The organism is Rhizobium sp. RHZ02 (genome assembly GCF_014851575.1).
GTDB classification, from domain to species: domain Bacteria; phylum Pseudomonadota; class Alphaproteobacteria; order Rhizobiales; family Rhizobiaceae; genus Rhizobium; species Rhizobium altiplani.
This window is the reverse complement of the sequence record NZ_JACUZX010000008.1, coordinates 49,310-61,607: the sequence shown is the minus strand read 5'-3', so window position 1 is coordinate 61,607 and position 12,298 is coordinate 49,310. Positions and strand designations below refer to the sequence as shown.

Annotated in this window: 14 protein-coding genes; 11 read left to right on the top strand and 3 right to left on the bottom strand. The window is 61.2% G+C overall.

Annotation, left to right across the window (positions count from 1 at the left end):
• Window positions 1-49: 49 nt before the first annotated feature.
• Complete coding sequence (locus IB244_RS14705) at window positions 50-724, bottom strand: Crp/Fnr family transcriptional regulator (RefSeq protein WP_051085590.1); 675 nt, start codon at window positions 722-724, stop codon at window positions 50-52.
• 290 nt (window positions 725-1,014) lie between these two features.
• Here IB244_RS14705 and IB244_RS14700 point away from each other — a divergent pair, with 290 nt between their 5' ends.
• The 8 genes from IB244_RS14700 (at window position 1,015) to IB244_RS14665 (ending at window position 9,061) form a co-directional block, all read left to right on the top strand.
• Complete coding sequence (locus IB244_RS14700; protein ID WP_018857153.1) at window positions 1,015-1,593, top strand: GbsR/MarR family transcriptional regulator; 579 nt, start codon at window positions 1,015-1,017, stop codon at window positions 1,591-1,593.
• A gap of 4 nt (window positions 1,594-1,597) precedes the next feature.
• Window positions 1,598-3,292: a thiol reductant ABC exporter subunit CydD gene (gene cydD / locus IB244_RS14695; protein ID WP_018857154.1), complete on the top strand. Its 1,695-nt coding sequence runs from the start codon at window positions 1,598-1,600 to the stop codon at window positions 3,290-3,292.
• The gene (gene cydC / locus IB244_RS14690) at window positions 3,289-4,980 is read left to right on the top strand and encodes a thiol reductant ABC exporter subunit CydC (protein ID WP_192304682.1); all 1,692 of its coding nucleotides are present in this window, start codon (window positions 3,289-3,291) and stop codon (window positions 4,978-4,980) included. Before cydD ends, cydC begins: the two co-directional genes overlap by 4 nt.
• Before the next feature lie 76 nt (window positions 4,981-5,056).
• Window positions 5,057-6,637, top strand: a complete 1,581-nt coding sequence (locus IB244_RS14685; protein ID WP_192304680.1) for a cytochrome ubiquinol oxidase subunit I — start codon at window positions 5,057-5,059, stop codon at window positions 6,635-6,637.
• A gap of 5 nt (window positions 6,638-6,642) precedes the next feature.
• Window positions 6,643-7,797, top strand: coding sequence for a cytochrome d ubiquinol oxidase subunit II (gene cydB / locus IB244_RS14680; RefSeq protein WP_192304678.1), 1,155 nt, complete (start codon window positions 6,643-6,645; stop codon window positions 7,795-7,797).
• A 12-nt stretch (window positions 7,798-7,809) separates the two neighbouring features.
• On the top strand, window positions 7,810-7,920 hold the full coding sequence (gene cydX, locus IB244_RS14675) for a cytochrome bd-I oxidase subunit CydX (RefSeq protein ID WP_018857158.1): 111 nt from the start codon (window positions 7,810-7,812) through the stop codon (window positions 7,918-7,920).
• A 172-nt stretch (window positions 7,921-8,092) separates the two neighbouring features.
• Complete coding sequence (locus IB244_RS14670; protein WP_018857159.1) at window positions 8,093-8,689, top strand: DJ-1/PfpI family protein; 597 nt, start codon at window positions 8,093-8,095, stop codon at window positions 8,687-8,689.
• 21 nt (window positions 8,690-8,710) lie between these two features.
• A complete protein-coding gene (locus IB244_RS14665; RefSeq protein ID WP_169681515.1) occupies window positions 8,711-9,061 on the top strand; it encodes a ribbon-helix-helix domain-containing protein in 351 nt (116 codons plus the stop codon).
• 12 nt (window positions 9,062-9,073) lie between these two features.
• On the opposite strand, the gene IB244_RS14660 is transcribed toward IB244_RS14665, so the two are convergent.
• A complete protein-coding gene (locus IB244_RS14660; RefSeq protein WP_018857161.1) occupies window positions 9,074-9,562 on the bottom strand; it encodes a GAF domain-containing protein in 489 nt (162 codons plus the stop codon).
• Between the two features lie 377 nt (window positions 9,563-9,939).
• Between IB244_RS14660 and IB244_RS14655 the strand changes: the two genes are divergently transcribed.
• The 3 genes from IB244_RS14655 to IB244_RS14645 all read left to right on the top strand — a co-directional run bounded on the left by IB244_RS14655 (window position 9,940) and on the right by IB244_RS14645 (window position 11,850).
• The gene (locus IB244_RS14655; RefSeq protein WP_018116204.1) at window positions 9,940-10,200 is read left to right on the top strand and encodes a hypothetical protein; all 261 of its coding nucleotides are present in this window, start codon (window positions 9,940-9,942) and stop codon (window positions 10,198-10,200) included.
• Between the two features lie 60 nt (window positions 10,201-10,260).
• Window positions 10,261-10,746, top strand: coding sequence for an NUDIX domain-containing protein (locus IB244_RS14650; RefSeq protein ID WP_018857163.1), 486 nt, complete (start codon window positions 10,261-10,263; stop codon window positions 10,744-10,746).
• A 117-nt stretch (window positions 10,747-10,863) separates the two neighbouring features.
• Complete coding sequence (locus tag IB244_RS14645) at window positions 10,864-11,850, top strand: DMT family transporter (RefSeq protein WP_112666962.1); 987 nt, start codon at window positions 10,864-10,866, stop codon at window positions 11,848-11,850.
• An 80-nt stretch (window positions 11,851-11,930) separates the two neighbouring features.
• On the opposite strand, the gene IB244_RS14640 is transcribed toward IB244_RS14645, so the two are convergent.
• Complete coding sequence (locus IB244_RS14640) at window positions 11,931-12,281, bottom strand: hypothetical protein (protein ID WP_018116228.1); 351 nt, start codon at window positions 12,279-12,281, stop codon at window positions 11,931-11,933.
• Between the last annotated feature and the right edge of the window lie 17 nt (window positions 12,282-12,298).

Here is a 12,298-nt window from a genome sequence, read left to right as displayed (position 1 = left end):
GAATGGGCTTGCTCGGCAACCTGCATTCAAGAATGCCGCACAGGGATCGTCAGGAGCCGCAACAGGCCTTGAGCTTTGACAGCTTCGGCACCTCGATATGCCTGTTGGCGACGATCGAGATCACGCCGTCGGTTCTCAGCTTCGACAGCTGGCGGGAAACCGTTTCGACGGTCAGCCCCAGGAAGTCGGCAATGTCGGCCCGCGACAAAGGCAGCTCGAACCGGCGCTTTTCGCCGACAGTTTCGGGATCGAGATGGGTGGCGATCAGCAACAGGAAACTAGCAACCTTCTCGGCGGCCGTCTTGCGTCCGAGCGTTACCATCCAGTCCCGCGCTTCGTCCAGCTCACGCAGCGCCTGCGCCATCAGCCGCTCGGCCAGTGCGGGATTACTCTTGACCATGCGCTCCAGCGCGGCCTTCGGAATGCGACAGAGGTTGACGTCGGAGGCAGCCTCCACCGACACGGCATTCTCATTCGCATTGAGCCTGCCGAGAAGGTCAGGAGCGAACTGCAGGCCGACGATCTGCTGTCGTCCGTCTTCCAGCCTCTTAGTAAGCTTCACGACGCCGCGGATCACGGTGGCATAGGATTCGGCCGGCATCTTCTCGCCGGCGAGCTCGTCGCCGGATTGATAATTGACCAGGCGTGTATGCGCGGAAAGCATCAGCAGCTCCTCAGCGCTGAGCGCACCGCACACGCCCTTGTGGCGGATCTCACAGCTCATGCAACGCACTGGTATGTTTGAATTATGTATGTCTTTGCGCATCAAAATCAGCTCCGCGCAAAAGCATAGACCACGGCCATGGCGAGAGAACAGCAATTTCTTGATCGTGGTCAAAGTGTCACGATGCAGCGGCGCGCTACGCCGTTCCCCAGCGATCGGCCGGCTTCTGCTTCCTGACCCCTATCGAGGCACCAAATTGCCGCAGGCCTCACTTGCCGATTGCCCAGACAGCCGACCGGATTATAGTGATTTCAGAAATTTCTGAAATTACAGACATTACGGAGACCGATATGAATCTCCCACCGCTGGTTCAATCCTTTGTTCTGCATTTCGGTGAAATGGGCTCGCGCTGGGGCATCAACCGCACGGTCGGCCAGATCTACGCCCTGCTCTACGTGTCGCCTTCACCGCTCTGTGCCGAGGAAATTGCCGATGCCCTCAGCATTTCGCGCTCGAACGTCTCGATGAGCCTGCGCGAACTGCAGACTTGGAACCTCGTCCTGCTGAAACACAAGCCGGATGACCGGCGCGACTTCTTCACCACCCCGGACGACGTTTGGCAGATCCTGCGAACGCTGGCGGAAGAGCGCAAGAAACGCGAGGTCGATCCGACGCTCTCGGTGCTGCGGGAAATCCTGATGCAGCGCCCGGCAAGCGATGCCGAGCGCCATGCCCAAGAGCGCATGAGCGAGATGCACGCCCTGATCGAGCAGCTAACGCATTGGTACGAAGACGTAAAACAACTTGAAACAGAGCGGCTTGCAACGTTACTCTCCTTAGGTGCGAAAGTGACGAAGCTGCTAGAGGCCAAGGACCGAGTCGTTTCGCTCGGCCGCGGCCGCCGGCCCAATCCTGCGAACAAGAGTTAGCGCTATGGCAAGTGCTTGCTTAGACGCAAACGGAAAGCAGGCTTTCGGCAAGCCGTCGAAACCTGTGCCCAGACATGGTGGGCTACGCAAGGCAGCGGCTGTCCAGACCCTGGCATCGCTCATCTGGATCCCGCAGGCAGCGCTTCTCGCAACGGCAGTCGGCCGCATCGCGAACGGTGGCGGCTTCAACGACGTCTTGTGGCTCGCCATCTATATTGCACTGCTCGGGATAGTAAAAAGCTGCCTCGAGGCCACCGGTGGCCGTATGGCATTTCGCGCAGCGCGCGCCGAATTGTCGATGCGGCGTGAACTGGCCGTCGCAGCCCTCGCCCGACGCTCGCCGATCGACAGCAAAAGACCTAGCTCCGGCGAAGCCGCAAGCATCATCGGCGAGCAAGCCGATATGATCGTTCCCTATCTCTCGCGCTTCCAACCCGCCCGCTTCAAGGCGAGTGCAGTGCCGCTTGTCATCCTTGCCTGCGTGTTCCCCATTTCCTGGATTGCAGCTCTCATTCTCCTTTTTGCCATGCCGCTGATCCCGATCTTCATGGCATTGATCGGCTGGCGTGCGCAGGCGGCGAGTGAGAAGCAGTTGGCGGCGACTGGCGGCCTTAACGGTTTCCTCCTCGATCGCCTGCGTGGCATGGCCACGATCCGTTCGCTTCGTGCCGTCGATGCCACCGCGACGAGGCTCAGAGCCGATGCAGACTCGCTGAAGGCCCGCACCATGGCCGTTCTGAAAATCGCCTTCCTGTCGTCGGCGGTTCTCGAGCTTTTCGCTGCGCTGGGCGTCGCGCTGGTCGCCGTCTATGTCGGCTTCTCCCTGCTCGGCGAGATCCGTTTCGGTGCCTGGGCCAGTGGTTTCGACCTGACGAGCGGTCTCTTCGTGTTGCTGCTTGCACCCGCCTTCTTCGAGCCGCTGCGCGAGCTCTCGGCTGTCTGGCATGACCGTGCCGCCGGCGAAGCGGCGACCAAGGCGATCGAAGCGCTGAGTGCGGATGGACTCCAACTGCCCATCGTAAGCGATAAATCCGCACCCCAAACTGCAGCTGGTGCCATCCGCCTGGAGAATATCGGCTTCCGCTACAGCGAGGGCAGCAACGCCGCCATCGATACCTTCAATTTGAGCATTCGCCCCGGCGAGCATGTTGCTTTGCTCGGCGCCAGCGGCTCCGGCAAATCGACCCTGCTCGCACTGATCGCCGGCCACGCCGCCTGTGAGACCGGCGGCGTCACCCTCGACGGACAACCAGCCAGCCCCGCCCTTCAGGCCAAGATCTCCTGGGTCGGCCAGAAGCCGCATATTTTTGCCGGCACGGTCGCCGGTAACATTTCGCTCGGCCGGCCCGGCGTCTCCATGCAGGCCGTGGCAAGAGCCCTTGATCTCGCAAAGCTCGGCCGCTTCGCCCGCAGCCACGCTCGCGGTCCGCTTGGCGATGGAGGCACGGGAGTGTCCGGCGGCGAAGCCCTGCGCATCGCCATCGCCCGCGCCGCCTGTAATGCGGAGGGCTGCATCGTACTTGCGGACGAGCCGACCGCCCATCTCGACGCCGAAACCGCACGCGACATCACCGAGAGCCTGCTCGCTCTGGCCAAGGGCCGCACCCTTGTCGTCGCAACCCATGACCCACAGCTTGCCGCACGCATGGGCCGGACGGTCGTCCTTGATCGCGAAATTGCACGGGAGGCCGCCGAGTGAGCACATCGCTTTCCAGCCTCAAGCCGATCGTTAGGCTTTTCCTGACCGCACGCCGCCGCGGTCTGCTTCTTGGGGCCGCACTTTCCGCGACCACCGTTTCCGCGGGGATTGCCCTGCTCGGCCTCTCCGGCTGGTTCATCACCGCAACCGGCATCGCCGGACTTTCGGCCGCAACGATTGCCGCCTTCGACATCTTCATGCCATCGGCCGGCATTCGCCTGCTTGCACTCGGCCGAACCGCCTCACGCTACGGCGAACGGCTGGCCACTCATGACGCAACGCTGAGCGTCCTCGCAGCTCTGCGCGAACGGCTGTTCCGTGGATGGGCCGCGCCCGGTGCCGCACGCGAGCTCGCACGCCGACCGGCCCGCCTGCTCTTCCGCCTGACGGGCGACATTGATGCACTCGATTCCCTTTACCTACGCGTGCTGGTACCCGCGGGCGTCGCTATTGTCGCAGCGTTTGCAACAAGCGTCGCGCTTGGTCTCATGGATCGGCTTTTTGGACTGGCTGCCGGCAGTGTCTTGCTCGTCGCAGGTCTCGGCATTCCGCTGTTTGCTGGACGCCGGGCAACGAAGCACGTCCGTCGACGCACCCACGGCATCGAAGCCATTCGCGCCCGCACCATCGATCTCGTTGCCGGGCAGACCGACTTGCTGATGGCCGGACGCCTCGACGCGCAGCGTACGGCGATTGCCGATGCCGACCACTACGCCGCGGCCGCCGACGACCGCCTAAACCGCATCGAAGCCGGCATCACAATCGGCCTCGGTTTCACCGCCACTGCGTTGCTGACCGGTGCGCTGCTGGCAGTCGCGGCATTGGCCCATGGGGGCGCAGTCAGCCCACCAGTCGCCGTGCTTGGAATCCTGATCGCCTTCGCCGCTGTCGAGCCCTTTGGTGCCTTGCGCCGTGGGGCGATGGAACTTGGCCGTACGCTTATGGCTGCCCGCCGCATCGCGCCCCGCCTGTCGGCAGATGATGAAGAACTACACCACAGCGCCGCGCCACTTCCCGGCTTTGCGCTTCGCCTGAGCCGCGTCAGCGCGGGACACGACACGGAAACACCCGTGCTTCACAATATCGATCTCGATCTGCAATTGGGGGAGAAGCTCACCCTAGTTGGCACCAGCGGCGCCGGAAAATCAACACTTCTTTCCCTCCTCGCAGCCGAAATGCGCGCCAGCCAAGGAAGCGTCGAGTGCCTCGACGCCACCCTGCTGACGCAGCGAACGGAGCTTTTCCAAGATAGCCTTCGCGGCAATCTCCTGCTTGCAAGCCCCGATGCACCAGACACCGCCCTGCGCGAGGCGCTCGCCGCGGCGGGCCTCTTGCAGGATGTCGCAGCTTTGCCGCGCGGCCTCGACACGCCGCTTGGCGAAGGCGGCATGGGGCTCTCGGGTGGTCAGTCGCGCCGCCTTGCCCTCGCCCGCCTCTTCCTGCGCGACACGCCGCTCTGGCTGCTGGATGAGCCGACGGAAGGTCTCGATGGCGCCACCGCGCGCGACGTCATCCGCCGTCTGGTGGAGAAGGCGAACGGACGCTCGCTCGTCATCGCCACACATATCCGTCGCGAAGCCGCGATAGCCGATGCCATCGCGGTCATGGAGGATGGTCGCATCACAGAAGTTTCACGCCGTGGAGAGACGGCGTTCGAAAAGGCTTTGAACCGGCTGAGACCGGACTGAGTCACACGACATGGCCGCCAGGCAATCCGGTTTGGCGGAAACTCTTCATACCCCATGGGGCCGTGGGAGAAAAACAATGGAACTAGACATCGTCGCGCTATCGCGCTTCCAATTCGCGCTGACCGCGCTTTACCACTTTTTATTCGTACCCTTGACGCTCGGACTCTCCGTGCTGCTCGCCATCATGGAGACCGTCTACGTCATGACGGGCCGCCACATCTGGCGACAGATGACGAAGTTCTGGGGCATACTCTTCGGCATCAACTTCGCGATCGGTGTCGCCACCGGCATCGTCATGGAATTCCAGTTTGGGATGAACTGGAGCTATTACAGCTACTATGTCGGCGATATCTTTGGTGCCCCGCTCGCAATCGAGGGGCTGATGGCCTTCTTCCTTGAGGCAACCTTCGTTGGCCTGTTTTTCTTCGGATGGGACAAGCTGTCGAGGGTCGGTCACCTAATGGCGACATGGTGTGTGGCACTCGGTTCCAATTTCTCGGCGCTATGGATTCTCGTCGCCAACGGCTGGATGCAGAACCCGGTCGGCTCGGCGCTCAATCCGCAGACAATGCGCATGGAAATCACCAGCTTCTTCGACGTGGTCTTCAACCCCGTCGCCCAGGCGAAGTTCGTCCATACCGTCTCGGCCGGCTATGTCTGCGCGTCGATCTTCGTTCTCGGTGTTTCGGCCTGGTACGTCCTCAAGGGCCGCCACCTCGAAATGGCGAAGCGCTCTATGACGGTTGCCGCGTCCTTCGGCCTTGCCTCGGCACTGTCGGTCGTCGTCCTCGGCGATGAAAGCGGTTACCTCGCAACCGAAAACCAGAAGATGAAGCTCGCCGCCATCGAGGCAATGTGGAAGACGGAACCGGCGCCTGCCGCCTTCACCGCCTTCGGCTTCCCCGATCAGGACGCGCGCGAGACACATTTCGCCGTTCACATTCCCTGGGTCATGGGTCTGATCGGCACACGCTCGCTGACGACGGAAATACCCGGTATCGACCAGCTGGAACGGGAGGCTGAAGGGCGTATCCGCGACGGCATCAAGGCTTACGACGCGCTGATGCAGATCCGTGCCGCCGCAACGCCGGACGCGGTTGCACTTCAACTCCGCACCTCTTTCGAGGAACTGGGGCATGAGCTTGGCTATGCCCTTCTTCTGAAGCGCTATGTCGACGATCCGCGCCATGCGACTGATGCCCAGATCACCCAGGCCGCGCGCGACACCGTTCCGCATGTGCCGACGCTCTTCTGGTCGTTCCGCGTCATGGTCGGGCTCGGCATGTTCTTCATCGTCCTGACGGCGACCTTCTTCTGGCTGTCGGCACGGCGCCACCTGGATAAGTATCCACTGCTGCTGATGATCGCTGTCTTCGCCATCCCGCTTCCCTGGCTTGCCATTGAAGCAGGCTGGGTCGTCGCCGAGATCGGCCGCCAGCCATGGGTCATTGAAGGTGTGCTGCCGACCGCAATGGCCGTGTCGAGCCTTGGCGCAAGCACGGTTCTGCTGACGATCTGCGGCTTTGCCGCGCTCTATACAGTGCTGATCGTCGTCGAGATGACGCTGATGATCAGAGCCATCCAAAAGGGACCTGAGCCGGACAATGAGCCGGAAGCCGAGCTGATCTCCGAAACCCTCGTTCCAGCCGCGGAGTAACGATCATGATCCTGCACGAACTCATAGACTACGAAATCCTGCGCTTGATCTGGTGGCTGCTTCTCGGCGTGATCCTGATCGGCTTTGCCGCCACGGATGGCTTCGACCTTGGCGTCGGCACGTTGCTGCCCTTCGTCGCAAAGACGGATACGGAGCGCCGTATCGCCATCAACACGATCGGCCCTGTCTGGGAAGGAAACCAGGTCTGGCTGATCCTCGGCGGCGGCGCGATCTTCGCTGCCTGGCCGCCGCTTTACGCGGTCTCGTTCTCCGGCTTTTACCTCGCGATGTTCGCGATCCTCCTCGCGCTCATCCTGAGGCCGGTCGGCTTCAAATATCGCTCGAAGCGCGAGAGCGCCCGCTGGCGCAACAACTGGGACTGGGCGCTGTTCATCGGCGGTTTCGTTCCGTCGCTAATCTTCGGCGTAGCCGTCGGCAACGTGCTGCAGGGCGTACCCTTCCGCTTCGATCCGGCTGACATGCGCATCTTCTACGAGGGGTCGTTCTTCGGGTTGCTGAACCCATACGCGCTGCTTTGCGGCCTGCTTTCGGTCGCCATGCTCGTCATGCACGGTGCAGCCTGGCTGGTCCTGAAAGCCAGCGGTCCGGTCGCGGGGCGTGCAAGAAGCTACGGCAGCCTGGCCGCGCTTGGCGTGCTCGCCCTCTTCGCGCTCGGCGGAGTTTTTTTGGCGCTTGGTGTAAACGGCTACAGTATCACCAGCGAGATCGATCCGGCCGGTCCGTCGAATCCGCTCCTCAAGACGGCAGCGCATGACGGCTCGTGGCTGGCCAACTACGGCACCTATCCGTGGATGATGATTGCGCCGGTCCTGGGCTTCCTTGGAGCCGCGGCAGCCTTTGTCGCCATGCGGGCGAAGTGGGAAGTCGCAACGCTGCTTTTCAGCAAGCTCTCGATCTTCGGAATCATCTCGACCGTCGGTCTCTCGATGTTCCCGTTCATCCTGCCCTCCTCGCTCGAGCCAAACTCGAGCCTGACGGTGTGGGATGCCTCGTCGAGCCACACGACGCTATTCGTCATGCTTGTCGTGTCGCTGATTTTTCTACCGATAATCATCGCCTACACTTCCTGGGTCTACAAAGTTCTCTGGGGCAAGGTCGATGAAGGGACGGTCAACGACAAGAGCGGCCACGCTTATTAAAGGAGAAAGACGATGTGGTACTTCGCATGGATCCTCGGCTTGCCTCTGGCCGCCGCCTTCGCCGTCCTCAACGCCATGTGGTATGAACTGATGGACGACGAGGCAAAAAAGAAGAAGCAATAGCGACTTTTTTTGTCTGCCTGGCAATAGAACAGACGGGGACGCGCTCGACCGGTGCTTCCCCTTTGCTTTTTGCGCGCGCGGCCTCATCGGAATCTCGGCTGTAGTATTCCCTTAGTACCCGTTCGCTCGCCTGCCTTGCTAAGCTCCTCCCGTTGGTTTTGGGAGGAAACAGATGCCAGCTTCGAAGATTCTGATGATTACCGGCGACTTCACCGAGGACTATGAAACGATGGTCCCATTCCAGACGCTGCTCGCCTGCGGCTATACGGTTCACGCTACGTGCCCCGGCAAGAATGCCGGCGAGACAGTCGCGACCGCTATCCATGATTTCGAAGGCGATCAGACCTATTCCGAGAAGCGCGGTCACAACTTCGCGCTCAACGCAACCTTCTCCAGTATTCGCGCTGAAGATTACGACGCGCTCGTGATCCCTGGCGGTCGCGCGCCCGAGTATCTGCGCCTCAACCCTGATGTCATCAAAGCCGTCCGGCACTTCTTCGAGGCCGGCAAGCCTGTAGCGGCGATCTGCCACGGCGCTCAGCTCCTTGCCGCAGCCGGTGTCCTCAAGGGCCGCACCTGCTCGGCCTATCCCGCTTGCCGCCCGGAAGTCGAACTCGCCGGCGGCATTTACGCGGATATCGCCATCAGCGACGCGGTCTCGGACAGCAACCTCGTCACCGCACCGGCATGGCCGGCACATCCCTCCTGGTTACGGCAATTCATGGCTGTGCTGGACGCATCGGCGCTGCTACAAACGGACGCCGCCTGAGGAGACGGAGGGAGAGACGAGATGTGCGAGCTGTTCATCAAGGCGGACGCGAAGCTCTGGGAGAGCACGACTCGATCGTTGCGGATTGATGGCATGGTGACAAGCGTTCGACTGGAAAACTTCTTCTGGTCGAAACTGGAAGAGATCGCCAGGCGAGACCGCATGAACGTTACGCAGCTGATTACCAGGTTGCATCACGAATCCATCGATGCCGGCCACGATCTCGGGAACTTCACGTCTTTCCTGAGGGTGTGCTGCGCGCGTTACCTCGATCTCCAGCTGACAGGAGATATCCCGGCGGATGTCAACCAATCGATTGCCGGGCTGAATGCTCCGGCAATCCTCGTTCGCGAGCGGGAGAAATATCACTGAGCCCGAAAGGGTTCAGTAGCTCGCCTCGACGAAAATCCGCGCTATAGCCTCGACACCGGCCTGATCTTCAGCGTCGAAGCGGGACGCAGTCGGGCTGTCGAGGTCGATGACACCGAGGATCTTGCCGTTGTGATGGAGCGGCACGACGAGTTCCGAACGGGACGCAGCATCGCAGGCGATATGCCCGGGAAATGCATGCACGTCCTCCACGAGGATCGAAGTCCCCTTCTCCACAGCCGACCCGCAAACTCCCCGGCCAACGGCAATGCGGACACATGCCGCCTTACCCTGGAACGGCCCGAGGACCAGCTCGCTGTCCGACTTCAGGAAGTAAAAGCCAGCCCAATTCAGATCCGGCATCATTTCGAACATGAGAGCCGAGGTGTTCGCGGCGTTGGCGATCGTATCGCTTTCACCGTGCAGCAAGCCCTTCAGTTGCTGGCTGAGCTCCCCGTAAAAATCGGCCTTGTTGGCGGAATTAATGGTCGCAGCTTGAAACATGTCCGTGTCGCTTCTGTTTTTGTGGTGAGCGTCGATATAGTGACACGCATGCCGATTGCCAAACGCAATCGTGATGGCCGGGACGGAGCACTGTGTCACTAGATGGTGATAGTTATCGCCAGCCACCTTGTCGGTCGATGATCCGACTCTATCTAGTTCCTATCACGACCTATTGCGGTCGTGACCCAAGTCGGCCGGCAGCTGCGGTTTGCGCACACGGCGATATCGGGCGATGGTCAGGTAACGCGCCTGCCGCCCCTCATTGTTAGGGCATTCCGACGAGCGGAGCAGCTATGTCGACCAGAGCTGCGCACGAAGTCATGAAACCGCTTCGGCTGGGCAGATAGATCCATTGATTTCAAGCAGAGGTAAGAACGATGACACCGGAAGACAGACGGGCGGTCTTTAGCCACCGCCAGATAGCGGCAATCATTGAAGGTATCATGCAGGAAGATGGCACCGAACTCCCGATCACGGGAAAATCACTTGGCGAGGCGATCCTTTTCGTATCGGAGGAAGCGGCAACCAGCGCGTCCAGCGCCCATGTCATTTACGGCGAGAACGGCTCGCTTAGCTATACCGATTGCCTGAGCGTTTACCGCGACTATGGCGTGGCCCTTCGCCAGACCCCAAATTAAAAGCAGGACGCTGGGCCTTCACGCCCAGCGTTCCTCCCAGAGCAAAAGGATGCAGTCGAGATGGCCAAGCGGAGTGCAGGCCTGCTGATCTACCGCCTCCGCGATGGTAGCTACGAGGTCCTCCTGGTTCATCCCGGAGGCCCCTACTGGGCTAAGAAGGACATCGGCGCGTGGTCGATCCCCAAGGGCCTCGTGGAAGAGGACGAAGATGAGCTTGATGCCGCAAGACGTGAAACCCGCGAGGAGTTGGGCGTAGACGTCGAAGGCAGTTTTCACCATCTCGGGGAATACAAACAACCCGGTGGCAAGATTGTCGTCGCCTGGGCCATCGAGGCCGACACCGATCTCAAAGCCATTGCCAGCAATCACTTTCAGATGGAGTGGCCGCCGCGCTCCGGCGTGATGGCGGAATTTCCCGAAGTCGACCGAGCCGAATGGTTCACACTACCGGATGCGGAGCAAAAGATCCTGAAAGGGCAGCAACCGCTGCTCGCGGATTTCCTTCGACGGCGGTTGCAGAGCCCGCTGGAGGTATATGCGACCTGAAGGCCGGTGAGAGCCTGGGCTTGCGATTGCGCATGGCAGCTATTCGCAATCGGCAATCGCTTTGCCGCCAGCTGTCCGTAAAAGTTGGAAGACTCTCCTCCCGGACGAATCTGATTCATGACAGCCCTCTCTTCAGCAACGCGCGGTGTTCTCATCGCGTTTGGCGCCTATGCCGTGTTCGCGTTCAGTGACGCATCGATCAAGATCCTGCATGGCGGCGTACCCGCCTATCAGATCGCCTTCATCGGCGCGCTGTTCGGTTGCGCCGCGCTCCCCTTCATCAAAGGCAGGGACGATTCCTGGCTCGATATCGTCCGGAGCACGAACCGTACTCTGTGGCTGATGAGATTCTTTTGCGGCGCGATAGGAGCAATAGCTTCGATCATTACATTCACAAAGCTCCCGATGGCCGAGGCTTTCTGTCTGCTGTTTCTTCTGCCGTCCTTCGTAACTATTCTGTCAGTCATCTTTCTCGGCGAAGATGTGCGCTGGCAGCGCTGGGCGGCCGTGGTCGTCGGTTTCATCGGCGTTCTGATCGTGCTGCGTCCGGGTTTTCGCGAGTTGTCCGCTGGTCACCTTGCGGCGGCAATCGGCGGCCTGGTTGCGGCAATCTCGATCGTCATCATGCGAAAGATGGGGCCCGCCGAAAAGCGCCTGTCGCTGTACGGTGCAGCGCTGCTTGGCACACTTGCCGTCAGCGGCATATTGATGCTCTCGGAGATGGTCGTTCCAACTCCGCGCCAATGGCTGTTCATTGCAAGCTACGGCCTGCTCGGTGGGGCGGGCAACGTCATGCTGATGACCGCGGCCCGGCTAGCGCCGGCCAATCTCGTTGCCCCTCCGCAGTATAGCCAGATGCTTTGGGCCATCGCGTTCGGATATTTGATCTTCGACGACGCCATCGACCTTGCTATGGCTGCCGGCATCGTTCTCATCATCTGCTCGGGCTTGCTGACGCTGGCTCGTGAAAAGAAACGCGGCACGCCGCTGCCGCGGGCGGTCGTTTCCGCTGACAATCAGGCGTCGCTTGCGACCTCAACCGACGAGACCGGCGACATTGAGCAACCGGCTCAAACGGCTTCGCACGCGATTCCTCAAGCCTAAAAAGAAACCGCCCTTGCCGAAGTCGAAAGACGTTTGCGAAGGCGGTTTTCTATTTTCTCAGGGTCTGGCGATCGTCGCCGTCAGCGGCGCAGGACCGGGCAGCCGCGGGCGTTGGCGAAGCTGATTTCGTCCGCGCCGCGGCGCGTCCAGCCCTCGACGATCACACGGCGAGGCGTGACGTCGACCACACGTGCACGACGGAAGCCGTAGTCACGTGCGATGTCTTCTGCCAGCCGCGGGTCACAGCCGCGGCCACGCGGCGGCGGGCGGTTATAGTCGGGCGGTGGCGGGCGGTAGTAACCCGGAGGCGGTGGCGGGCGGCCACTACCAATATAGACGTCTACCTGGGCGGAAGCCGGCGCAGTCACCCCGGCAACCGTGCCGACAACGAGCAACGTCGCAAGGCCGGCCTTGGCCAGAAATTGCATCATCGAAATTCTCCCTCGGG

Excerpts from the sequence above, each read along its gene's own strand:
- cydB (WP_192304678.1), top strand. The coding sequence starts at position 6,643 with ATGATCCTGCACGAACTCATAGACTACGAAATCCTGCGCTTGATCTGG.
- IB244_RS14655 (WP_018116204.1), top strand. The coding sequence starts at position 9,940 with ATGACACCGGAAGACAGACGGGCGGTCTTTAGCCACCGCCAGATAGCG.
- cydX (WP_018857158.1), top strand. The coding sequence starts at position 7,810 with ATGTGGTACTTCGCATGGATCCTCGGCTTGCCTCTGGCCGCCGCCTTC.
- IB244_RS14645 (WP_112666962.1), top strand. The coding sequence starts at position 10,864 with ATGACAGCCCTCTCTTCAGCAACGCGCGGTGTTCTCATCGCGTTTGGC.
- IB244_RS14685 (WP_192304680.1), top strand. The coding sequence starts at position 5,057 with ATGGAACTAGACATCGTCGCGCTATCGCGCTTCCAATTCGCGCTGACC.
- IB244_RS14660 (WP_018857161.1), bottom strand. The coding sequence starts at position 9,562 with ATGTTTCAAGCTGCGACCATTAATTCCGCCAACAAGGCCGATTTTTAC.
- IB244_RS14670 (WP_018857159.1), top strand. The coding sequence starts at position 8,093 with ATGCCAGCTTCGAAGATTCTGATGATTACCGGCGACTTCACCGAGGAC.
- cydD (WP_018857154.1), top strand. The coding sequence starts at position 1,598 with ATGGCAAGTGCTTGCTTAGACGCAAACGGAAAGCAGGCTTTCGGCAAG.
- IB244_RS14705 (WP_051085590.1), bottom strand. The coding sequence starts at position 724 with ATGAGCTGTGAGATCCGCCACAAGGGCGTGTGCGGTGCGCTCAGCGCT.
- IB244_RS14700 (WP_018857153.1), top strand. The coding sequence starts at position 1,015 with ATGAATCTCCCACCGCTGGTTCAATCCTTTGTTCTGCATTTCGGTGAA.
- IB244_RS14650 (WP_018857163.1), top strand. The coding sequence starts at position 10,261 with ATGGCCAAGCGGAGTGCAGGCCTGCTGATCTACCGCCTCCGCGATGGT.
- IB244_RS14665 (WP_169681515.1), top strand. The coding sequence starts at position 8,711 with ATGTGCGAGCTGTTCATCAAGGCGGACGCGAAGCTCTGGGAGAGCACG.
- IB244_RS14640 (WP_018116228.1), bottom strand. The coding sequence starts at position 12,281 with ATGATGCAATTTCTGGCCAAGGCCGGCCTTGCGACGTTGCTCGTTGTC.